The organism is Actinoallomurus sp. NPDC052308 (assembly GCF_040679195.1).
In the GTDB taxonomy this organism is placed as follows: Bacteria; Actinomycetota; Actinomycetes; order Streptosporangiales; family Streptosporangiaceae; genus Actinoallomurus; species Actinoallomurus liliacearum.
Genome location: NZ_JBFAUM010000051.1, coordinates 1 through 23085 on the forward strand (window position 1 = coordinate 1; position 23085 = coordinate 23085).

16 protein-coding genes and 1 pseudogene are annotated in these 23085 nt (G+C 63.1%); 7 read left to right on the forward strand and 10 right to left on the reverse strand.

Annotated features, from left to right (window positions below; genetic code table 11):
* The first annotated feature begins 343 nt into the window (after positions 1-343).
* Entirely contained in the window at positions 344-2089 is a 1746-nt protein-coding gene (locus tag AB0L00_RS44680) for a DEAD/DEAH box helicase (RefSeq protein WP_364444140.1), read from the forward strand.
* Between the two features lie 14 nt (positions 2090-2103).
* Here the strand turns inward: AB0L00_RS44680 and AB0L00_RS44685 are convergent, their stop codons facing one another.
* Positions 2104-3852 carry a DUF1998 domain-containing protein gene (locus AB0L00_RS44685; RefSeq protein WP_364444142.1) on the reverse strand — a complete coding sequence of 583 codons (1749 nt, stop codon included), beginning with the start codon at positions 3850-3852 and terminating at the stop codon, positions 2104-2106.
* A 2-nt stretch (positions 3853-3854) separates the two neighbouring features.
* Positions 3855-7775 carry a DISARM system helicase DrmA gene (gene drmA / locus AB0L00_RS44690; RefSeq protein ID WP_364444145.1) on the reverse strand — a complete coding sequence of 1307 codons (3921 nt, stop codon included), beginning with the start codon at positions 7773-7775 and terminating at the stop codon, positions 3855-3857.
* Between the two features lie 311 nt (positions 7776-8086).
* Here drmA and AB0L00_RS44695 point away from each other — a divergent pair.
* The 3 genes and pseudogenes from AB0L00_RS44695 to AB0L00_RS44705 all read left to right on the forward strand — a co-directional run bounded on the left by AB0L00_RS44695 (position 8087) and on the right by AB0L00_RS44705 (position 10618).
* Positions 8087-8856, forward strand: a pseudogene (locus tag AB0L00_RS44695) (transposase family protein).
* Positions 8857-8886: 30 nt separating this feature from the next.
* A complete protein-coding gene (locus AB0L00_RS44700) occupies positions 8887-9867 on the forward strand; it encodes an HNH endonuclease signature motif containing protein (protein WP_364444147.1) in 981 nt (326 codons plus the stop codon).
* Positions 9868-9922: 55 nt separating this feature from the next.
* Positions 9923-10618, forward strand: coding sequence for a hypothetical protein (locus tag AB0L00_RS44705; protein WP_364444149.1), 696 nt, complete (start codon positions 9923-9925; stop codon positions 10616-10618).
* A gap of 20 nt (positions 10619-10638) precedes the next feature.
* Here AB0L00_RS44705 and AB0L00_RS44710 read toward each other — a convergent pair whose 3' ends face one another.
* From AB0L00_RS44710 to AB0L00_RS44725, 4 genes are all read right to left on the reverse strand, one after another.
* A complete protein-coding gene (locus tag AB0L00_RS44710; protein WP_364444152.1) occupies positions 10639-12660 on the reverse strand; it encodes an AIPR family protein in 2022 nt (673 codons plus the stop codon).
* Positions 12653-13660, reverse strand: coding sequence for a PD-(D/E)XK motif protein (locus tag AB0L00_RS44715; protein ID WP_364444154.1), 1008 nt, complete (start codon positions 13658-13660; stop codon positions 12653-12655). The genes AB0L00_RS44710 and AB0L00_RS44715 overlap by 8 nt, the downstream gene beginning before the upstream one ends.
* Positions 13657-16437: a Z1 domain-containing protein gene (locus tag AB0L00_RS44720; protein WP_364444156.1), complete on the reverse strand. Its 2781-nt coding sequence runs from the start codon at positions 16435-16437 to the stop codon at positions 13657-13659. Before AB0L00_RS44720 ends, AB0L00_RS44715 begins: the two co-directional genes overlap by 4 nt.
* 63 nt (positions 16438-16500) lie before the next feature.
* The gene (locus tag AB0L00_RS44725) at positions 16501-17967 is read right to left on the reverse strand and encodes an ATP-binding protein (RefSeq protein ID WP_364444159.1); all 1467 of its coding nucleotides are present in this window, start codon (positions 17965-17967) and stop codon (positions 16501-16503) included.
* Positions 17968-18240: 273 nt separating this feature from the next.
* Here AB0L00_RS44725 and AB0L00_RS44730 point away from each other — a divergent pair, with 273 nt between their 5' ends.
* A complete protein-coding gene (locus AB0L00_RS44730) occupies positions 18241-20124 on the forward strand; it encodes a DNA cytosine methyltransferase (protein ID WP_364444162.1) in 1884 nt (627 codons plus the stop codon).
* On the opposite strand, the gene AB0L00_RS44735 is transcribed toward AB0L00_RS44730, so the two are convergent.
* Entirely contained in the window at positions 20121-20543 is a 423-nt protein-coding gene (locus tag AB0L00_RS44735; protein ID WP_364444164.1) for a very short patch repair endonuclease, read from the reverse strand. The genes AB0L00_RS44730 and AB0L00_RS44735 overlap by 4 nt on opposite strands.
* A 182-nt stretch (positions 20544-20725) precedes the next feature.
* On the opposite strand from AB0L00_RS44735, the gene AB0L00_RS44740 reads away from it, so the two are divergent.
* Entirely contained in the window at positions 20726-20869 is a 144-nt protein-coding gene (locus tag AB0L00_RS44740; protein ID WP_364444167.1) for a hypothetical protein, read from the forward strand.
* 345 nt (positions 20870-21214) lie between these two features.
* Here the strand turns inward: AB0L00_RS44740 and AB0L00_RS44745 are convergent, their stop codons facing one another.
* Both AB0L00_RS44745 and AB0L00_RS44750 read right to left on the reverse strand, forming a co-directional pair.
* Positions 21215-21310 (reverse strand): DUF397 domain-containing protein, encoded by a 96-nt coding sequence (locus AB0L00_RS44745; RefSeq protein WP_364444169.1) that lies wholly within the window; start codon positions 21308-21310, stop codon positions 21215-21217.
* Positions 21303-22178, reverse strand: coding sequence for a helix-turn-helix transcriptional regulator (locus AB0L00_RS44750; RefSeq protein ID WP_364444172.1), 876 nt, complete (start codon positions 22176-22178; stop codon positions 21303-21305). Before AB0L00_RS44750 ends, AB0L00_RS44745 begins: the two co-directional genes overlap by 8 nt.
* Positions 22179-22299: 121 nt before the next feature.
* Here AB0L00_RS44750 and AB0L00_RS44755 point away from each other — a divergent pair, with 121 nt between their 5' ends.
* Positions 22300-22734: an ATP-binding protein gene (locus tag AB0L00_RS44755; protein WP_364444174.1), complete on the forward strand. Its 435-nt coding sequence runs from the start codon at positions 22300-22302 to the stop codon at positions 22732-22734.
* Here the strand turns inward: AB0L00_RS44755 and AB0L00_RS44760 are convergent.
* Positions 22731-23085 (reverse strand): transposase (locus AB0L00_RS44760; RefSeq protein ID WP_364444176.1); only part of this gene is annotated, 355 nt, incomplete at its 5' end. The two genes, AB0L00_RS44755 and AB0L00_RS44760, sit on opposite strands and share 4 nt — an antisense overlap.

The following is a 23085-nucleotide window of genomic DNA, read 5'->3' on the forward strand; positions in this document are numbered from 1 at the left end:
ACGAACGCAAAGCCGACCACTTCCTGGCGTTCGTCGGCATCGCTGCCGCCCTCATCTGCTACCGCCGACTCGCCAAATAAAACGACGTCTTAGGCCTGGCTGACGCTGGGTGCCAGGCCAAGTAGGTCGCTGTTCGGTGGGAGTGCCATCCGCGCAGTGGAACTGCGGCACCGTTGGTCTGGTGCACGCCGCGGCTGCCCAGAGGAACCGTCTTCGGCATCAACGAGAACCGGCCCATGCAGGATGACCTGGCCTGGATGACAACGTGTGAGCGTCTCTATGCGTCTTCTTTGCGTCTGTGGCTGTCGAGGCTTTGGGTGGGGCGGATGGGACGGGTGCGGTGATGTTCGGCGAACTGAGCGATGAGGACCGGGCGACGGCAGTTGCGATCCTCAACCGACGTCTGCATGCGGCGGACTTCCGGACGATCTTGGACAGTCTAGATCCCAAGCGACGGAAGTCCGTCGAGCAGATCGTGGTTGCCACAGAGAATCACCGCGGACGTGGACGTCCCCGTGTCCGGCTTCCTGACGATCAGCTCGCCAAGTTGCTCGTCGACCGTTTGGGTTCCGGCCTTCTTGAAAGCCCGGAGCTGAGGAGGCTCTTGGCCTTCCGCGCCACCGAGGATGAGCGGGAACGGCTCCACGAGTACGAGCACGGCAAGCAGAGTAGGGGCGGCAAACAGGCTCAGGCCAGCGCCATCGGCAGTCGAAAATGGTCTCCGGGTAAGAGCTGGCCCCGCTTCTTTGTAAAGGTGCTCGATTTCCCAACTGTCTTCGCAGGTATCCCTGGCTCGCCGGCAGAGCCAGCAACGTTGGAGGTGGCGCCCTTCGTGCCGTTGCCGCCCCTTGCTGATTTTCAGGAGGATCTAAAGCGAAAGGCGCAGGCTGTCCTAGATGGCCCGCCAGGAGCGAATAGGGGTGTCCTGACGATGCCGACCGGTGCTGGCAAGACCCGGACGGCTGTGGAGAGCCTGCTCTCATGGCGGTTGCGTCAGCTTGAACGGCCGGTGATCCTCTGGATCGCACAGAGCGAAGAGCTCTGCGAGCAGGCGGTCCAAGCATTCGCCGAGGTGTGGACGGACCTTGGGCAACGGCGTGAGCGTGTGCGAGAAACACTCGAGATCGCGCGCTTCTGGGGGCCGCGCCCAGCGGTTCCCGAGGACCCGGACATCGTGGTAGCCAGCGTCCAAAAGCTGTTCAACGCGGTGGACACCGAAGATCAGAGGAAACGAGAAGCTCTTACAGCTCTCAGCGCGGGCATCGGTGTCGTCGTCGTGGACGAGGCCCATCGAATCAATGCACCCAGCTATCACAAGGTCCTGAAGTTCATTGGGGTTGACCTGTCCACGTCCGGGAAGTCCCCAGTGCCACTGCTGGGTCTCACCGCCACGCCCTTCCGGAGCGATAACGAAGAGACCCGCAGACTCGGCAGGATCTTCCACAACCGACTCCTTGAATCGGATTCGCTGGGCGAGGACATGGTGGGCGCCCTCCGGGCTCGCCGGGTTCTTGCTGCAGCCGAACATGAGGTACTGGAGTACGGGGCGCCCGTGTTCGACATGGAGCGAAGTAAGACGTTCGTCGAGCACTTCGACCGGTTCAACGACTTCCATACAGACTTCCTCCGCGAGGTAGCCGAGGATGAGACCAGGAACCGTGCCCTGTTCGAGAGGTTGATGGAAATTCCGGAGGACTGGCCGACGCTCTTTTTCGGCTGCACGGTAGAACATGCAATCGCGATGTCCGTGTTGCTCAGGCGCAAGGGCAGGGCCGCGGAAGTGATCACAGGACAGACGCGCAGCGCTACGCGACGCGCTCTCATCGAAGAGTTCCGAGCGGAAAGACTCTCCGTTCTCTGCAACTTCGGAGTCCTCACTACCGGTTTCGACGCGCCCAAGGTCCGAGCCCTGGTTGTCGGCCGACCGACCACCAGCCGGGTGCTGTACGAACAGATGATCGGACGAGGAATGCGTGGACCGGAGTTCGGAGGAACGAAGCTCTGCCAGGTGATCGATGTTCAGGACAACATCAAGTTCCACGGTGAACTGGCGTACAAGAAGTACGCGCGCTACTGGGCGAAGGACTGATGCGTCTCGGCGACTCAGGGAAGGTTGTCTGTGATCAGCAGCCGGTCGAGGCCGTGGTTCCGGTGCTCACAGGAGGTCTCCGAGGCGAAAAGGCACGAGTAGCAGGCTGCGCCCTCAGCACCTCCCGTTGACGCCTCCTCGCACAGCGGATCGTTGGAACAGGTGGCCACGTCCTGGAGGGCACGTTCGAGCACTCGACCGAAGCGGTTGACCAAGGAGATCATCCCGCCCAGGGTGCCGTCGCCGCCGGGTTGAACCGTGTAGAGCAGAAGTCCGCTGGCGGTGACCTCGCCGTCTTCGACCCGGACGTAGACCCGTTCTCGGATCGCTGCCGATGAGTAGCCGGAGTCTACCGAGAGTGCCCAGAGCAGACGATGCGAGAGGCTGTGCCACCAGACATGCGTCGGATGCAGCACCAAGTCGGCCGAGAGCGCGGCCTCATACCGCGCCTTCCAAACGGTGGCGCGGCTTCCGGTGAGTGCAAGCGGGATGTCTACCAGGTCGATGAAGATGCCCTCGCCGTACAGTTCGACACCGGGGTACCAGGAGCCGCCGTTACGTTCGAATGCAGTTGAGACGACCTTCCCTGTGTCAGGGGCCAAGCGTCGGTATCCGGTCTGGACCATGACCATGCGAAGCCGGCTGATCGGAACTACCCGGAACGTCAGATTGCCGACGGGACCAGGAACGGTCCGAACGTCGGCCTGTTTGACTTCGAACAGTGGTGGAGATCCAAGCCATTGGGCTTGTGGGCTCGCCGGAGCGCCGTAGGTTGCAGCGTTCCTCAAATGTTCCAGCTCGGCGTCCTGAAGCGAGCTCGGGCCTTCCCGATCTGGACCGAGGAGCTGCCCAATTGCGTGTTCGATTGCCCGCCAAGACGTCTGTTCCAGATAGGCGATGCTGTCGTCGGATAGCTTCGCCTTTTTGGCTGCAGATACGACCCGTTTATGGTCGAGCAGGTCCTCGTCGGACAGCGTCTCAAGGCGTCCCAGCAGGCTTCGGCCCGCGAGGATATCGTGGAGCCGGGCGGGCATGTCCAGGATGGTCAGCGCGGTCTCGAGCTCGCTCATGCGGAGATTGGCCGAGCCGCGCTGCACGATACGGGCTGGGTTCTGGCATTGGAGAGCGCTGCTGTCCGGGGCCCCACCAAGTTCCGGCTGTCTAGCCCAGCACTTCCACTCGCGACCGTAGGCCTGCCCGAAGTTCACCGGAATCCTGCACTTCGGGCATTCGATTCGGACCAGCCGAAGTGCCCGGCCCCCGCCATGCCAGAGATAGTGACGGGTTCCGCACGGCTTCCTGTCCGGATGCGCCAGCTTGGCCCAAGGCACCTCGTCGAGGTGGCCAGCCTCGCATGCCGTCACGAAACGGATAGCCTCCCGCCCGGCTTTCTCGCGCCGCTGCCATACGGTTGGCGTCATGCACTCTGGGCAGCCCTCACTGGCCTGGTAGAGAACCTGGTGTCCGCGGTGCTGCGCGCAGAGTCCCCATTCGGGGAACATGTACGTCGGGTAGATGGGCTCGTCGGTCGGGAGTCTGAGTTCAGCGTTCGTCGGGATGCGGGTGATGCGGGCGTCTCCCAGCTTCCCCTTGGACAGCCGCTCGTCAATGATCTCGAATTCGGCGGGTTGTCTGTCGATCGCGGTGAAGAGTGTGTCCATCGCCTTGAGAACGACCGGGCCGCCGGGCGTCTCCACGATGCTGCCCGGTCCGAAGGTGGTGATGAACTGGGAGGGGCGTATCTCCTGGTAGGACTTGGCCACGTTCAGCCTCTCCCTTGGATCGAGGTCGTGGACTCCACCTCGCGGAGCGAGTTGGGAGCGTTGTCGTAGGCCTGCCCGGTGCCGGCGACGTGATGTGCGAGGTCGCCCAAGACGACGGGCCGTGAGGCGGTACGGGTGACTGTTGGTTCGTTGTAGAGAAGTCGGCCTTGAGACTGGGCTGCGAGTTGCTGCCATCGGTCCAGCTCCGAGATGGTGTGGGCCGCGGTTTCGTTGTGCGCTGGCCGACGCATCACAGGCTGATGGGATGCTCTCTGCTCCAGCAGTTCCGGGAGCAGTTCGACGTCTGGATCGGTGCGAGCGATGCTCATCTCGTCTGCTCGGCACTGCCAAGCGCTGTTGGTGAGACGTTGCTGGACTCGCCAACGGTCATCTACTGGAACGGGGCCGTTAGGTCCGGGGAGGTGGGCGGCTTGACGGAGGATACTGACGGCTACTGGTCCGAGTCCTCGGTCTCGCGCTCTTGGCGCGAACGGGTTGACGGTTACGGGCTCGACGTGGCGGTAGAGAGTGCTGTGATAACCAGCAAAGTACTCATAGTGACTGAGGTCGCGAGGTCGTGATGCTCTGTAGAACGCCACGATCAGACCACCCTTGGAACGGCCGACACGTCCGGTCGCCTGGATGTACGACGACGTCGTCTTCGGCTGCCCGTTGACGAACATGAGGCCGAGCCGGTCCACGTCCACGCCGGTCCCGAACATCGAGGTCGCGGTCACCGCATTAACCGGCTCACGATCAGAGGGGAGGCTAGCTCCTAGGTCGTCCAACATCGTGGGCAGGAAAAGCGAATCGGCCCGGCTCGAAAGCTCCATCGGGTCGTGCTGTGTCAGCTCACGTGGTCGACCCGCTGCGCCGGTGGTCGCGATGCTGTCGAGGCGCTGAACAATGTCTTGGCGCACCAGGGCTACCGCGCCGGCAAGCTCGCGGATCGCGTTGAAGTAGCCGACGAGGGTCCAGAACGGGTCAAGGTCAGCAGGATCGGCACCTGCGGCGCGCCGATCGTACGGCTCTTGGAGCAGCCGGGACCATGCCCGGACCAGCGGCGTTTGGGCGCCGCGCCCTGGCGCGACAAGGCCAACATACAACCGCCCAGGCCCCTGTGTGTCCAGCGGATGCGCTGGCTGGGACCAGGAGAAGAAGGACTGTTCGGCGCGTAGTCCCTGCGGTGGAAACACCTGAAGGGAACGGGCGAACAATGACTGCACCTGTTCGCCGGCCTGTCGCACGGTGGCGGTCGATGCTATGTACTTCGGCCTCACCATGGAGCCGGTGGTGTGCGTCGTGGCGAGCAGGTCGATTCCCGTCTCGTAGAGCCCGACCATGCTCCCAAGCGGACCCTCGATCAGATGAAGCTCGTCCTGAAGGATCAGCTCAGGCGGAAGGAACGCCTGCACGGCGACGGTGGTGCCCTTGGCGGGATCCATCCGCGGCTTGGTCGGAAGAGACCCCGGACCGGTCGGCGGAGCCCAGGACCGGAAGTAGCCAAGGTGTTCATTGAGGCGGTCCACATTCCCGAAGAGTGCGCCAGCTCGGGGTTCGTAGGCAAGGCGGGCGAACTTGTCCACAGTGGACACCACCATGGACGGGCATCTGGCGTAGACCTGCTCATCGACAGTCCAGGCTGGGATCGGGCAGTGGGTCGAAGATCCGTCACCACGGTCGAAGGCCTCGTGTACGGGCCAGTCGCCGATCTGGGTCGTCTCGGACCAGACGAGATCGGTGTTGAGTTCGCAGTGTGGGTTCGGGCACAAGATCTCGAAGTCGAGGTCCTTCTCGGAGTTCCCCCATGCTGCGGAGCGGACGAAGTAGCCGGGTCGGGTCGCCCGCCCCAGCGTGGGAGCGAGGTAGGCGCCGCCGAGTTGTCGCCGCGCATGTTCGACGAACCACTTGTCGATCTGATCGGCTGTCATGTCCTCGGAAGCCTTGAGAGCCACGGAGACGGTGGCGTAGGTGGGATCCGCGTGCGGCGTCACGGTAACCGAGGTCACCTCCAGCGGCTCCCTTGAGAGCTGTATGGCGGTTACATCGCTCAATGTCGGGTCTGCATCACCGACCACCAGATGGAGGACGTCTGTGTCTCCGTTGCGGAGCCCATCGGCGGGCATAGCGAGAATGGCCTGACAAGCAGGGCAGTTCAATACCTGTGCGGGTTCGCCTTCACCCTTCTTGCCATCGAGGATGGAGATCGCTCCATAGACGTCGACGAACCTGCCGGAGCTGTCCCGATACTTGAAGTCCTGCAGGTTGTTGGGAGTAACGTTGCCGCCGACCCAGAGACCGATCGAGAACCTGTGGGTCCCCCAGGGTAGGTCGCCACCATTCTTCCAACTCTCGGGCCTCCAACCCCGCCGTCCACGAGGGCCAGCGACGCGTAGGAACTCGCAGGCCGTCACCAGGGCCAAAGCGCGCCGGTACTGCTGGATCGTGAGCAGGCGCAGGGTGTACCTAGAGAGCACGGTGACCCCTGCTCCGCCGTCGGTACGGTTCTCACGTGCTGCCGCTAGGCGTCGCCGGGCCAGCGTGAAGGCCGCAAGGCCGAGGTACGCTTCGGTCTTCCCGCCACCGGTGGGGAACCAGAGCAGGTCGCAGACCTCTCGGTCAGGGTGGGCTGGATCCGTCATGGCACGCAGGTTCACCAGCTGGAACGCCAACTGGAACGGCCACCAAGGGTTCACCCGGCCTTTCGTCCAGGTGGACTGCAGCGCGATGGCTCTGTTGGAGAAGCAGAAGGCCATACGAGCGTCGGTGTCAGTTGCCAGAAGGTCGATGCCGTCCCGGATCCGCCCGAGCGTCAGACGGCATCCGGAAATGTGCCGGTGCTCGGCGGAACCATTCGCCGGATAGCCAGCCTCTTCTTCGATTCTGTTGATCCAGCGCTCGTAGCCGTCGGCAAGCGGAGCCAGAGCAATCCTCAGCGCGGCTCCGTCAGCAAGCTCAGCCAGGTTGGACGGGTCCAGTTCGGGCTCCTTGCCTGCACCCAATGGCCAGGCCTTGCCCGGCGCGTTCACTGGGACCACGGGCACGAACTCGGATCGGACATCGGCGGGTTCGAACTCGGCAACGGTGTCCACGTCGAAAAGATGATGACCATCTGACCAGACGAAGGGCGCAGCAAAGCCCTTCAGGCCGGCTGGGTGAGGTCGTTCTGGATCGATCGCCTTCCAAACCGCTGAACACAGGTGACCCCGGGCAAGGACCGGCCGATCCTTGTAGAGGAGCGCAAGACCTTGCTCTTCCGGGTCTTCGGAAGGCCGATCCTGTTCGACGGGAACGATCTCGCTGCCGTCACGTAGCCGAACTCGGATCTGGGGCTGGTACACGTGTTCTTCAGCGGTCGGACGATCTGAAAGCGACTGTGTTTCGTTGACGAGGAACAGAGAGATCAGCCAATTGCCCATCGAGTCCAAGCGGCTGCGGACCTTCAACCGGACCGCCGGGTCCGAGGAGTCGGCGAGCGTCGGCTCTTGCGCGCAGGCGATCTGGCGCCACAACCCTCGGTGCGGCTTGCGCAACCAGCTACCGTCCTCGGTCTTCTGGTAGCGCGCCCAGGTGCAGCAAATGTCCAGGACTGGAGTGGAAACGGCCCTAACGCACAGGGAGATACCCATCGACGCCGGACGGGACATCGGGTCCAGTGTGAGGGAGGGGAGCCCCGCAGGGGTTGTCGGGCTGATCGGAACGGCCGACCCGAGATCGGAGTCGTCGTCAGCATGTGGGTCCACATCCCCAACGAGCTCCTGCTCCGCGTCGTCCTCCACCGAAGCGGCCATGGCCGGCGCCAAGACGCCCACGATGTACTCGTCGAGAGGATCCTCCTCCGCTGGCATGGATTCTGTCGGGCCACGCCGAGGCCCCAGGACCTCTGCTACAAGGGCTTCGACGAGAATGTCTCGCTCGCTCATGGCACCTCTCTCGAAACGAAAATCCATTCGCCGAGGCAGACCGGCGAGCGCACCTGACAAGTCACATGCACTAACCATCATGTGGCGACGGGGGCATCGTATGCAGCGGGCGTGACAATCGACAGAGGTCGTCGCATATTGAGTCCCAGCTGTAGCTTTGTACTGGGCGACGCAGTGAGCCTTTTCCAGCGGCACGCGGGGGGTCGCTGATCACAGCATGATCGCGGACGGTGTGGCGGCCTCCGGACGTGAAGAAGCCCCTGGTAGGACGGTTGATCTCTCACAACCTCCGCCCCAGCCAGAGGCTTCAGTTGCTTTTCTATCGTTCTTCGCTGCCGTTGTCGCGTTCGACCCTGGAGTATCTGACCGGGGTGCTACGCCGCCATCGCAAGCAGATCGGCAGCAAGGGCCGCGCGCTCACGCCTGGGCAACAAGCGCTGATGACGCTGGCGTACCTGAAGAACGCAGAGACCTTCGCCCGGCTCGGAGCCGGTTTCACGGTCGGCACCACGACCGCCTGGCGGTACGTGAACGAGGCGGTGACGCTGCTGGCGGCCCGCTCGCCCAAGCTCGCCAAGGCGCTGCGCACGGCGAAGAAGGACGGACTGCTGTACGTGGTGCTGGATGGGACGCTGATCCCGATCGACCGCGTTGCGGCCGACGGTCGGTTCTACTCGGGCAAGCACAAGAAACACGGAATGAATCTCCAGATCATCGCCACACTGGACGGCACGATCGTGTGGGTGTCGGGGGCCTTGCCCGGCTCGGTGCACGACCTGAAGGCCGCACGGATCTGGGGCCTCGTCCGCTCCCTGACGGACGCCGGCCTGCTGGTCCTGGCCGACAGGGCTACCTCGGCGCAGGCCGCCACATCAAGACTCCGTACAAGGGCCGGAACAAGCCCGAGTCCCAGAAGGCCGCCAACCGCTCCCACGCCCGCCTCCGCGGGCCGGGCGAGCGAGCGAACGCGCAGCTCAATACATGGAAGATCTTGACCAAGCTCCGCTGCTGCCCCCACCGGGCCGGCCACCTCGCCAAGGCCATCCACGTCCTACAGAACCGCGAGACCAGCGCATATTGAAAAAGGTCCAATGAGGAGAAATCCGATATCGTGGTGCTGTGTCTGGTTTCTCGTGGAATGTTCATGACTGATCGGGTTGCCTGGCTTGCTCTGGCTGTCTCGGGCAAGCGGCAGCATGGTGGCAATGACGGGTATGACGACGATCCCAGTTGCTACTACAGCTGGGATGACACTGTGCCGAATTCCTCGACGGTGGCGGTGGGGGACGTCATCGTCGTGTGGGACAAGGTAACGCTGCTTGGGGTGTCAGTGATCGAGGACATCCTCACTGGTACCGCCACCAAGCTGGTCCACAGGTGCGCTCACTGTCACCTGTCTGGGATCAAGCCCCGGGAGAACAAATCTCCCAGGTACAAGTGCTATAAGTGCAAGCGGACGTTCGAGAAGCCTGACTCGCACGAGAAACAGGTCGTCACCTACCGTTCGCGACACGACGCCACGTGGGTGGACCTGTCCGGCTGTCTGTCGGGTGTCGAGCTGAGGAAGCTGGCTGTCAGTCCCAAGTCACAGCTGAGTCTGCGGCCCCTGAACTGGGCGGCCTTCACAGCCGCGGTAGTGTCCGAGTTGGGAAGCTTTCCTGAGCCGCTTCTTGAGACCACACAGAAGCGGCTGGTCGGCGGGCACAAACGGGCGACGGTCAGAGTTCGGCTTGGTCAAGCGCAGTTCCGCCACAGCCTGCTCACCGCCCACGGGTCCTCCTGCGCGTTCACCGGGCCGGCTCCTGCCTTCGTTTTGGAGGCCGCGCACCTGTACAGCTATGCCACCCACGGGCAGCACCACGTACATGGAGGCCTGCTTCTTCGGCGTGACATCCACCGGTTGTTCGATCTCGGGCAGCTGGCGGTGCATCCCGAGACCGGAACCATCGATGTCTCACCGGCCATCCGCACCTATCCGGAGTACGGGCGGTTGCACGGCGCCAAGCTCCAGGCGCCGGTAACCGACAAACACCGCCGATGGTTCGCTGACCACTGGCGAACTTATCGGACCGATCCGGAGATCCGCGTGTGACGAACCTGCGAGAGTAGGCATCGAGAATCACCGTGCGAACGACCGGAGGGCGTTTATGATCCCGTCCTATCCCATCGCGGTCTCGGCGCAGATCCCCGAGGAGGCGTCTTTCTGGATGCCCTCCGAGACCGAATACAACCAGGTCGCGGAAGCCGGCGACGGGTTCGGCTACTTTCATGACGCCTGGGTCCTGATGGACATGACCACCGACGAAGCGGCAGATCTGGTGGCCGAAGAGCGTGAGCTTCTGCCGCTGGTGGATAAGTACAGCAGCACGCTCGAGGAATTCGAGGAGACCATCTCAAGCGTAGAGAACCCGGACCTGCCCGAACACCAACCTGATCGTCTCAGGAACACACCCCTGTGGGACCTTATCGTTGATCCCACCAGAGGTAGCGTAGAACCCCCCTTCTACGGCCTGGAGTTTGGCGTCGCCGGTCTCAGCTACGTGCTGAGCAGTCTGGGCTTCCTGCCGGTCGCGAGCTGCCGCGCCCACCACGAACGCTCTTGGTCGCCCTCACCGGTCGTCTTCGTCGCCATCACACAGGCCGGTGCGCAGTGGCTACAATCCCTGCTCGAGCAGACAGGCTGCGGATTCAACATCGACCTCAGCCGGCCAGACTTCCTCGTGATCGAAGCGCCATCCGTTGCACACACGATCGCCTTGGCCGAGGCCATCGTCCGAGAATCGCCGAACGCACCGCAGATCCGTCTCGCCGAAGATCCCGAGAACGAACACGAGGCGCCCTGAGGAAGGGGTGTGAGTCGTACTTATATTCTGAAACCGACTGCGTAGGCCTTTTGGCGTAGTTTCAGAACATCGGTCGCAACGGCGGCTCGGATGGGTTCGCTGGCCTGGAGTCGTCGGCCGACTTGGGCGAGGCGTTGCCGCTGGTCGGGTTCCAGGGTCTGAGTTTCCTTGGCCCAGCGTTGGATGGCGAACCACTCTTCAGGAGGGATTGAGGAAACCTCGGTAACGTCGGGGTGCAGTGTGATTTCGGGGCCGGGCTCAGAGGTGGAGCCGACGGGGTCGGTGATCGGGGAGGGGAGGAGTTCGGATTCCAGTTCGGCGGGGAGTTTCCAGCGGATATCGCAGACGGCGGACCAACAGGCTTCTTTCTTGGCCCATTCGCCGGCGTGGTTGCCAGATTTTGGGTTGACGATGACCGGCATGACGTAGTCGATCAAGCTGTCGATGGCGGCGGCGGTCGCGGGGGAGAGACGCTGGTCGCGCCAAATGCGCTCGAGGTCGAGACGTTGGTTGGTTGCTTTGGCCAGGTACGACATCGTGTAGATCGTGACGGGGGCCTTGAAGCTTCCGGCTCCATTACGGCGGGCCATCTGGTCGATCGACTTGAAGAGGATCGCTTTGGCGATAAGGCGATGGCAGAACGGGACATCGACTTGAGGCGCGTTCTCCTTTGCAGTGGCCTCCTCCAATCGGATCATAAATTCGGCGAAGTTCTTCTGAGAGCCGCGGCTGGCCCAGTGTGGGAGCATGTCCCAGCAGTGCATGTACTTGGCGAGATCCGCCTTAGTAAATTTTTGCTTCGTGGGATGGAGAGCCTTGAATTTCTTCTTGGCTGCAGGGGTCCGAGCCTTCGCTTCGGCGTCGGCGTACTGGCCGCGTGCACGTTCGTAGAACCAGCGGGTCTCGACGCCGCTGCCGTCAACTGCAGGGGCCCAGAGGGTACGGGTTATACGCTCTACGTTCACGTGGAACGGGTTGTTGGAGCTGAAGTCGACGAGGGTAACGGCGTTCTGGCTGTTGGAGTATTTCGAGATCTCGGGGACAACCTCGGCGATCTGTGACTCCTTGAGAAGGGTCAGCTTCATCTGTATGTGGACCTGGGAGAGGTCGGCCTTGTCCCGGGTGTGCGCGTAGTAGATCGAGGCGGTGGTCTGGCCGCCGTTGACGATCTGGAGGCCGTGGATGCGCCGGATCCCCTGCTGGCCGTTGTCGTTCCGGACGAAGTCGACCTCCGAGGCGGTCGCGGTGATGCCGTTGTTGTACGCCAGGAACCATTCAGGTGTCTCGAGGAGGGTCTTCCTGATACCGCTGTTGACCTTCACTCGCGTCTGGAGGAACGAGCGGACGTTAAGCTCCAGCAGGCGGGTTCCGTGGTCCCGGTAGAGATCGGCGATGACCTGACCGGGGAGCACACCAAGAATGACGGAGTAGTCGCCCGTGCGGGGTACTGCGAGACACGGCAAGGGCTGCTCGAACTCGGCCACGATCGGTTCGCTCTGGGCGCCGGAACTGGCCATGCGGTGGAACCGAGCGAGGTCCCAGATCTCGAACGTGGTCTCCAGGCCGTTGAAGACGTCGGGAGGGGGTGGCGGAGCCGTGCTTAGGCAGTTGGTCAGCAGGAAGACCCTGACGCGTGAGGCGTCGAGCAGGGCCTTTTCGACGCCGACACACAGGTCGTGGATGTCCACGCCCTCGTCCACGGCGTTTTTAATCTCGGCTACCTTGCGGAGGAACTGGAGGGGACGTTTGAAAGCGGCTTCTGCCGGGGCTTTGTGGAGTTTTTCCAGTAGTGGGGACTGGCGGAACTCGACGACGAACAGGTCGATGCTGCTGAGGGCGCTGTTGACGCCGAAACCGTGGATCTCCAAGCCGTGGGCCTTGTGATAGGCGAGGAAGTAGTTCTCGATTTCGCCGGCTACCTCGAGGTCCTCCAGCATCAGTTGGGCGAACATCTCGGGCGTTGTGGTCCCCTCGGCCTCCGCGCTGGCGAGGACGTTGGCGACAAGGGAACGGGCGAACTCCTCGAGCGAGATCTCAGCCATGACTTCCTCTGATTATGTTTCTGACGTCGTCCAAGGCCAAGACGTAGGCGTCGAGCCCGGTGGTCTGGATTCGGTAGTTGCAATTGCTGACGCCGGACCGGAGCTCGGGCTCGGTGATGCGGGGAAAATCGTCGTGCACCGACCAGAATCTGATCTCTCGCAGGGTGTAGCGAGGTTCTTCGTAGTTAGCAGCGTGCTGGGAGAAGTATCCAACTTTCGCTAGATGTTCATCAAGATCCGCCTGCGCTGCTTGGGGCAGCGTTTGGCGGGCGCTCTCGACCATGGCGTTGAGGCTCGTGCCCAGGCCGCCGCGGCGTTCGTCGAGGATCACGAGGGCTAGGACGAGGTACGCGACGCCTGTGCCGTCAAGCTGGCGTTCGTTCGCAATCGTGAGCTCGGAGGAGGCGCGGGCGGTTGTGGCCTTCACCTCGATGGCGCAGGAAGGGAGCTGGAAATCCTGGTTGGTTCCCGAGGGGCCCGTCCATGACATGACACCGCTCGCTGGCCCCAGCTCGGGGATCACGTAGTCGCGCAGGATGAGCAGTTCTCCGTACAGTCCCCTGCGGGCCGCGAGGTTGAGGCCGTCCTCGCCGACGGATTGAAGCAGGGTCTGCCATCGTTCGAACTGGTTGATCGCCGTGGTCACGGCGCTTGCGCCGTCCGGCGCCTGGCTGATGGCCCGAGCGATGTCGACCACCAGGGTGGTGAAGACGGTCTTGAGACTGTCGGACGTGAGGGCGATCCTCAGCTCATAGTGCTGCCGGCTTAGCCGGGAGAAGGCGAGTTCCAAGCCCTGCGTGCGGGGAAGGCGACCGAAGGCGATGACGGCCCGTTCGTAGCCGCGCTCGTCGGTGTCCAGCACGAGCATCCGCTGTCGCTGCGGGTAGGTGACTGCTATGTGCAGATCGTGCGGTGACTCGGGATGGATGCGGCGCATGGATCGGCCGGGCGTGCCCTGGGGAGTCTCAAGATCCTGCCAGTCGGTTTCGGTGATCCTCAATCGTCGACCTTGTCCTCTTGGTCGTCGGCCGCGAGGAACTGTTCCTTCAGCCAGGTAGCGTTGACGACGTACTCGATCTTCTTGTGCCGGTCGGAGAACGGGAAGCTGAAGGCATAGCCGACTAGAGGAACCGCCTTGGGCTCAGCGCCTTCGTACGTCTGCTCGATCGGGTAGATCAGCAGTAGCCCCTGATCCGGTGTGCGAACCTTCCGCACGAAAAGATCGAGAGGGACCTTGGGCTCTTTAACCGGGTTGCCTTTTTTGTCGAGCTTGCCCTTGGCGTCGATGCGCTGGTTCCTCAGCGCTTCCTTCCGCTGGGTGAGGGTGAGGTCGGTGGCCTCGTCCGGCGGGTTCATCACGCGGCGGATCCGATAGCGGCCGTCGTTGAGCGGATTCGTCCCTTCAACAGGCGAGCGTTTGATGAGCCCCACCTCGTGGCCAGCAATCGTGGCAGTCCTACCGGCGTTCGACTTGCCGACCAGGCGTACCGTCCAGCTGCCGAGCTCTCCCGCGGCGCTGCACCTGTCGATGTATGCCGAGATGTAGGTCGCGCGTACCCGGTGTGCGAGGCTATCCGACTGGTAGCCGTCTAGGAAGCCCATGATTTCCTCGGGCGAAACCCCCGTCCACACGAGGCTGTCGGAGTCGACCGACGCCGCGGTCGCTTTGTCCAGCCTCGACAGGAATGACTCGAGGTTGGTGAAGTTTTTCTCGGGCTTTTGGTTCTTAAGGTCGAACATGACGGTCTCGGGGTGATCGCCCGAGTAGCTGATGCGCACCAGGGTGCCCGACCCCATCTTGGGCCGGTTGGTGATCGTGAGGCCGAGCGAGGAGGTCTTGACCTTCAGGCCGAACTCGATGGGCTTAGCCCGCAGAGCCGCCATCTCCTCGATCTCCCGGCGGAGTTCGTCGGTGGCCTGGGTGATCTCGATGTAGGCGTTCTTGAGCTGGTCGGTGGTGTAGAGCCTGCACAGGTCCTCGTAGCCCGGGCGGTACCCGAACCATCGGCCCATCTGCAGCAGGGTGTCGTACGCCTGCGTGGTCCGCAGGTAGTAGCTCACGCTCAGGCCTTCCAGGGTCAGACCGCGGGAGAGCTTCTCGCCGCCGACCGCGATGACCGAAAGCCCGTTCTTGCGGTTCTCGTAGTACTCCAGGGCGTCCTTCGCCGCGCCGTTGATCGCCCGCACCTGGATCTTCTGTACGGCAGGTATCAGGTGCTCGGCGACCTCGGACCACGAGACGTCCTTAACCCGCTCCGCGGGGAACGCCTTGGTCGTGGGCATGAAGTCGTTGTTCCACAGGTTACGGAGTTCGGTCAGCCGCTCAGCTGAGGCGACGCTGTAGCGGTCGCGGATGCTGTCGGCGAGAAGCCTGATGTGATCCTCGATGATCTCCCGAACCTGGCCCTGAACCGCGGTGAACCGGGTGACGTGGACCAGCATCGAGTTGTGCGCGGTCTCTTGGCCGCGGGCGCGACGGGCGGCGCAGGTGAGTACGAATGCGTTGACCGCCTCACGGAGGGAGTCGGGGAGCTCGTCCGGGACCGGCCAGCTGGACCTGTGCTTGTTCGGCATCCAGGTCTGGTAGTCGTCGACCGGACGGGTGACGGGCAGCGGTTCGACGTCGTCCTCGTCAGGATCGTCAAGCGTCAGGCCGAAGACACGTTCGGGACCGAAGTAGTTCGACGGTGCGGGAAGAACACGGATGAAGCTGCCTGGGAAAAGGTCCGGGCCGAACTCCGGGTGATCGGTGTCAGGATCGATCATGATGTTCGCGTACGGAGTGGCGGTGTAGCCGACGTAGCCGGCCTTCTCGAAGATGTGCAGCAGCTTCCGGATCTCCCCGTTGACCTTCGACGGATCGGTCTCGGTGTCCTTCGAGACGTCGATGCCCGCGTGGTCGGCCTCGTCGTCGATCAGGAGGGCGGGGAGGTTTCGGACGATCTTTCTGCCCTGTGCCTCGTCCATGGTGCCATGGACGTCCGTCAGCCAGTCACGGACATTCCTGAGGATGCTCCGATGCTTCTTGATCACTAGGACGACCGGGAAGTGGCCAAGCGGGAAGTTCAGCTGCCGAGCCTTGGTCTTGGTGAAGTCACCCTTCTCGGTGCTGTCAGTGACCGAACCGATGCCGAGCCGCTTTGTGTGGGACATGGCTCCGGCGCCGATGTACCGCGAGGCGTCTTCGTCGTAGCGGTTCTGGTACTGGGTGTCGAATCCGAGCAGGCCGTGGTCGATGCGCAGTTGGGTCTGGCTCCGCAGGTCATTGTGGATGCCGGCGAGAATGATGATCAGCTGGAATCCGGCGTCCGCGGCCTTGCACGCCAGACCGGTGTAGTTGCCGGTCTTGCCGGACTGCACCTGTCCGATCACCAGTCCTGCGCGCTGCCAGCCGCCTTTCGACTGTGGGTCTTCGAACTCGCCCAAGATCTCGTCAGTCGAGCGATCTAGCACGCGGACTACCTTAGGTGGGAGGTTCTCCACGTTCACGAGATAGTCGCGGTAGCGCTCCCAAAAATCCCATGGCCGGGTGGCCTTGGCATCGGGCAGCCAGGGCGTGTGGCGGTCTTGGTCGGAGATCCCCTTACCTTCCTCCTGGAAGACGGAAACGAGCTCCTGCACCTTCCGGAGCAGAATGCCGGGTCCGATGTCGGGGAACATCTGCTGGACGCTGTTGACCGCGGCTTCCACTTCCTCGGGAGTCGCATGACGGTCTACAGGGAGGAGCGCGCGGACGACGCGGATCGCTCTGGTGATGGATTCCTCGTTGAGACTCATGCGTTCACTCCTGACTGGCCTGGGGCGGGTCAGCACGAGGCTAGGCGTTCCGACTGACAACGGTCACTCGCTCCAGAAGCCCCGGAGCCTGCTGAACGGATCCATGTCCCTGATCATCGCTTTGGCCTCCGCCGGGCTCCGACCCTGGTTGATCAGGGCAGCCTGGACAGCTCGAGCAACGGCTTCCTCGTGCTGACTCGGATCACCCCCAAACGGGATCGGATCATCGGCGGCGTCAGCTTCATGCATCACGCGCAGGGCTTCGACGGGGACGGTCTCCTCCAGCAGGGTCAGCAGCGCCTTAAGGACCTTCCTCCGCTCGGCGTCAGTCCTCAGCACCTCCATGACGAGCGGATGGTCGCGGTTGATGCGGCACTTGATCCGACCATCGGGCCGGTCTACCCGCCACGGGTAGACGAAGACCGAGCCGTGCCTGCGTGCTGCGATCTGTCCGCGGTGTCTGATGACGTCCGCACTCTGTTCTCTGGCTCGCTGGGCTATGCGTTTCAGATGCCGCCTGAGCCCGACTGGCGGGACCACCTTGGACTTGCGCACGTCGACACTCCACTCGGCGTCGAGCTCGGCCGGAACCTCGATGGCGATCCGCGCGAGGTTGAACTTCTCCTCCTGCCGCATGCCCGGCAGTCCCAGCCAGTCGCCGACCAGGATCAGCCGCCTCCGCCGGTAGACGTAGAAGCCCTGCTGCCTGAGCCATCCGCGGGGTCCGCCCGCCGCGTTGTAGTCGTCTTTGGAGAGCTTCTGTGCACTGGGCAGCACGTAGGCCTCGACTCGGACCGAACTCCCACCGAAGGCGAGATCCTCGGGAGGAAGCCGCTGAAGCGATGGATGGCCAGTCATAAACGGATCCCAGGCGGGAACGGGCTGCCCCTGTACCCGAAGGTCGACGTCCTTCAAAAACCGGGCGAACACCATGCCCAAGTGCCGCTCGACACGGTTGGCGTCGTCGTAGAATTGCTGCTGAGTCGTCTGATCGGCATCGGTCTCCTCGGCTCCGTATCCATTGAGGCGACGCCAGAGCACCACGGTGCCGCCGTCTAGGTCCCGCCGGAGAAGATCGAGAATCCTCGTCGTCTCAGCGTCGGCGTCGTGCAGCAACCGCCACTGCCGCGTCGCCTCAACCAGGTCCAAGTCCCAGGTGCGTGTGTGCCACTCTTCGCCGGCGGCCCGGCTGCTGACGCTCAGCTGGCGCGCTTGGGAGAACGAGGCGGTCTTCAGGCCAAGACCGAACCTGCCGAGGTCCTCGGCGGTGCGCTCGGCACCCAGCCCCCGTGCGGCCGGAGTCATCGCCGTGATCAGCTCCGGAAGCGACATGCCGGTCCCATTGTCGGTCACCGCGACCCACGAGCCCTCGCCGTCCCACGTAAAGGCGACATCGATCTTCGTCGCCTTCGCCGACACGCTGTTGTCCACCAAGTCGGCGACGGCGGCTTCTAGCGAGTAGCCCAACGAGCTCAGCGACGCCACCATCCCGGCGGGATCAGGGGCGGCGATGTCGAATCTGTCCGGCACAGTCTTTCCGGCCGCCTTTCCGCGCTAAGCCGCCGACTTCTTGTCTCACTACGGGGAAGTTTGAGGCTCATTCGTCGGGAGTACACCATAGTCCGCGCGGGAAACTGTCGGAGCGCTTTGATAGCCGTTGAGATGCCAAACGACGACTAGCGGCTGGGTGCAGCTGGCGGGTTCGGGCGCGAGCACACCCCAGGATGCGGGAGAATCTTGCTTGGCTCAGGGAGTCTGTGTTCTCCTGGAGGCGGTCGAGGGACAGCGAAGAAGGGAGCACGGGTGTCGTTCTACGGTGTGAAACTACATCGCAGCGATACCCTCCGGCTCGAGGAGCATCCCCAGGCATGCACCGAGGAGACCTTCGTCGAGTGGTGCGGCGAGCGGCTGGCCGGTGGTGCCCGGCTGGCGGTCGACCTGTTCTCCGGGGCCGGAGGCCTCAGTCTCGGTCTGGAGCGGGCGGGCTGGACGGTCGTCATGTCCGTCGACAACGACGTACGTGCCCTTGAGACCCACCGCGCGAACTTCCCCGGCCTCGCCCAGAAGATCGACCTGGGTGATCCTGACGAGCGAGACAAGCTGGTCGATCTCCTTTCCGGAACAGAGATCGATTTGATCGCCGGTGGCCCGCCATGCCAGCCGTTCAGCCGTGCGGGTCGCAGCAAGATCAAAAGTCTGGTCGACGCGGGCAAACGCGATCCCTTGGATCACCGCAAGGAACTATGGAAGGCCTACCTCGACGTCGTCCTGAGGATCTCACCGCGTGCCGTCCTCATGGAGAACGTCCCCGATATGGCGCTGGGCGACGACTTCCAGGTGGTACGGACCATCGCCGACGCGCTCGAAGAGGTCGGCTACTACACTGACGCGCGTCTGGTCGACGCCTGGCAGTACGGTGTCCCACAGCACCGCAAGCGTCTGATCATCCTTGCACGTAAGGATTCCCACGAGTTCACCTGGCCCAAAGCCTCGGAGAGGGTGCACCTCCGAGACGCCATCGGCGACCTCCCCATGCTTCCCGAGGACGATCCGGTCGGTGACCGGTGCCTGCCTTACCGCGAGCCGGGGAACAAGTCCGGGTTCTTGGAGCTCATGCGCGAGGGAGTCGAGGACCGAAACACCATCTGGGATCACATGACAAGACCGGTGCGCTCGGACGACCTCGTGGTCTTCAAGATAATGGACTCCAAGACTCTCTATTCAGCGATCCCGGAGAACCTGCGCCGCTACAAGGCCGACACGTTCGACGACAAGTACAAGCGCCTGGCATGGGATGAGCTCAGCCGCTCGATCACCGCCCATATCGCCAAGGATGGCTACTGGTACATTCATCCCGAGCAGCACCGGACGCTCACTGTCCGTGAGGCGGCCCGCATCCAGACCTTCCCGGACCGCTTCCGCTTCGCCGGCACGAGAAGCGACGCCTTCCGTCAGATCGGCAACGCGGTTCCCCCGCGCCTCGGCGAAGCTGCCGCAATGACCTTGAAGCCCGCTCCAGAAGGAACGGCCCCGGAACCAAACCACTGGCGTGACCTCCACTCCGCCCTGACGAAATGGGGCGAAGAACAACGCGGCACCCGAAGGTGGTTCCTCTTCCCAGGCCCGGACGTCAAGCAGGCCGTCGCCGCCGTCGTGGCGCTGATCGGCATCCACCGGCTGGATGGCGGTGACCTGGGCTATGCCTTCGAGCCCCTACGCGGCCGCGCGAAGCCTCTAACCCGCGACATCAACCAGATCTCCGCCGCTTCTGGCTCCGAACGGGTCGCTGTACGGCTAGCGGCTCTCCTCGATCTGGTGATGAAGCAGAAGCTCTGGGAAGACCCTGACGTCCTCGCTCAGGAACTGGGCTTCAAGCCAGCAGAGCGTGCGGTCTTTCGGCACCTCTTGGGTGAGGATGTCATGCTCGCGAGTGCACCGGTACTTCGAATCACGTCCCGCGTCTTCGACAGCGAGTCCGCCCAGAAGAACAGGCTGACCGACGGACGAGTGGAACTGGCAAGGATCATCGGCGGCGGAGAGAACGCTCCGACGCGGATGGCTGCTCTCCGCCTCCTCGCGTCGTCTCACTGCGTCGTAGGAGAGACACCCAAGTGCACGACCTGCCCACTGGTGACATGGTGTAAGTACCCTAAGAAAGGTCTCGAAGGCGGTGAGACCCTCTTCTAGCCCATCCGGGTCTCCACAGCCGACCTCACACGGTCTGCTGCACTGCGGACATCTTTCTTAATCTCACATTCCCATACTCGGATAACCTGCCAGCCGGCGGCCGCCAACTGCTCGTCCTGCCGCCGGTCCCGCGCTCGATTGGTTTGGATCTTCTGCCGCCAACGCTCCGCGTTTGGCCCCTTGAACTCGCTCGGCGAGTGTTGCGGACAACCATGCCAGTAGCAACCGTCCACGAACACCGCTACCCGCCAACGGGGAAGGATGAAGTCCGGCGTACACCTCCGAAGGACCGGAACATGCAGCCGAAATCTGAGTCCCAACGCATGTACTGCCTTCCGGAGAGCAACTTCAGGCGCGGTGTCTCGCACCCGCCGTGCCCGTAGATGACTGCCCTTCTCCGTGGGAATCCAGCTGCTCACTCTCAAGAGACTAGGGGATCACGCTGCTGGGGGTGTCTCTCCAGGTGGGCGGGGGACTGGGAGAAGATTGTGACAGACGGTAAGCATCTGTCACTTTGGGTGGCGTGCAGGGATGACCGCGATCGAGGGTGACAGAGTCAATATCAACTGCAGTAGGTGATCAATCGTCTACGGTGGTGGAGGTGGGAGGGGAGCGTCCGCTGCACGAGCTGATCGACGACCGGCTGCTGGGCGAGCTGTTAGCGCGATCCCGTGATGAGACGGGCGGGCTGCGGCTGACCGGCGAAGGCTCGACGCTGGGTGAGCTGGTCAAGGCTGTGCTGTAGCGGCCACCGGAGGCCGAGCAGACCGCGCATCTAGGGCTATGAGCGGCACGCCAGCGCGGGCTATGACTCCGGCCTGCGTCCGCGGAGATTGGTGTATGAGTTTTTGTTGAGCGGAGGCGTGGCGTCCTTAGACGACCATCGCATGATCCTTGGGATTAGCTAGTCGTCTGGATATGCGTCAAGTCGATTACGGCAACTGTGAAGACTGTAGGTGATAGACATAACTGAGAGTCTTCATTGAAATCGGGACGGTTCGCGAGGCCCGATGACTGATGAGTATCGGGGCTAAGGGTTGGCAGAGCGGGCTTCCCGATCACATCGCTGTAAGCGCGCGGCCACTAAACCCTACTCCGCTTCTTCGATTACTCCGACCTCAACGCATTGGCCGTTGGAACTGGACCGGCTGCTCTTGCGCCAATCGATCTGGGACAAGTCATTCATCGCTTGTCCCTCCCCTCACTTGATACTCGTCGGCCACGCGAAGTAGGAGCTTGCTGGTGGCGTCTGGGCTGATTGCGACAGCTCTGAGGTGTTCGTAGAGGCCAGTGTAGCGATGTACGTCTGCTTCCTCTTCGAGGAAAAGGTCACCGGCCATGCTGTCGATGTAGACAACAGACGGATCGCCGGGAAACTGAAGCACGACGAACGATCCTGGCATGCCAGGGTGCGCGCCCGTGTCGAACGGAACGACCTGGAGCGTGACGTTCGGCCGTTCCGTGGCCGAGACCAGGTGCAAGAGCTGATCCCGCATGACGGTTGGGCCACCGACGGTGCGGTGGATCGCAGCTTCGTCGCAGATCGCCCAGAGATGGAACGTGGGGTCACGATCGAGGATCGCTTGGCGTTCCATCCTGACTTGGACTCGCCGGTCGACCTCTTCTCGGCTGAGCGATGGCATGCCGCCGGGGATGACGGCGCGGGCGTAGTCCTCGGTCTGGAGTAGGCCGGGGATGTAGAGGCTCTCGTAGTTCCAGACACTCCGAGCTTCGTTCTCGAACTCGATGTAGGCGCTGTACTCCTCGGGTAGCTCGTCCGTGTACGCCTGCCACCACCCGGACTGCGACGAGTCCTTGAGGAGCTTGGTGAGGGCTCGCTGCTCCTCGGGCTCGACCTCGTACAGCGTGAGCATGGCAGCGAGCGTACGTGCTTGCGGACGGACTTTCGCCTTCTCGATCCGGTAGAGCGTGGCCTTGTTGATACCGGTGGCTTCTGTAACGTCCTCCCTGCTCAGGCCGCGAGCGGTACGTAGCCGGCTCAGGCTTCCGGCCAGGCGACGCAGCCGGACAGTGGGGCGCGGGTGAGCAGGCATGGGGGCCTCCTTGAGAACTATGCAACCTGAATCCTATGCAACAGGTTGCATTGATCTTCATTGCAGGTTCACACTGAGCATCCGACACTTTACCGAGCGTGGTGATCGCATGAGGCCAACCGTGGCGTTCTTCCCTACGCAGCAGGACCAGGCCGTCACCCTGGCTGCCGCACCCAACGCCGTCCCCCTCGCCCGTCGCCTGGTTGCCGAGGTGGCTCGGCACTGGCACCTCCCGACTGAGCTGATCCACGACACGGAAACGATCGTGTCGGAACTGGCCACTAATGCACTGAAGGCCACCGCGGGCTTCCATCAGGCCATGGGGATCACCGAGATCGGCCGTATCCGCCTACGTCTCAAGTGGACGAGTCCGAGCCTCTTCACCGAGGTCTGGGACATCAACCCAGTTCTCCCGACCAAGCGCCAGCCGAACGACCTTGATCTAGACGGCCGGGGCCTGGGGATCATCGAGATGCTCAGCGCGCGCTGGGCGGCCGTGCACTGCGAGGATGGCGGCAAGATCGTGTGGGCCGAACAACGTCTCTGCTCTTACTAGGGCCTGTCTCGAAGTGAGTGGAGCCATTCGTTGATGGCGGTGATGTAGATGGTGGCCTCGTAGCGGACGGCGAGCTTGTCGTACCTGGTCGCGATGGCGCGGTTGCGTTTGAGCCGGTTGATTCCGCATTCGACCGCGTGACGCTGCCGGTAGGCGACCGCGTCGAAGGCGGGCGGCCGGCTACCGTTGGACCCTTTGCGGCGCCGGGCTGCGTCCTGGTCGGCCTTGCTGGGGATGGTGGCTTTGATCCCGCGTTGGCGCAGGTGAGCGCGGTTGGCGCGGGAGGTGTAGGCCTTGTCGGCCAGGACCCGGTCCGGCCTGGTCCTGGGCCGGCCGCCGCCCAGGCGGGGC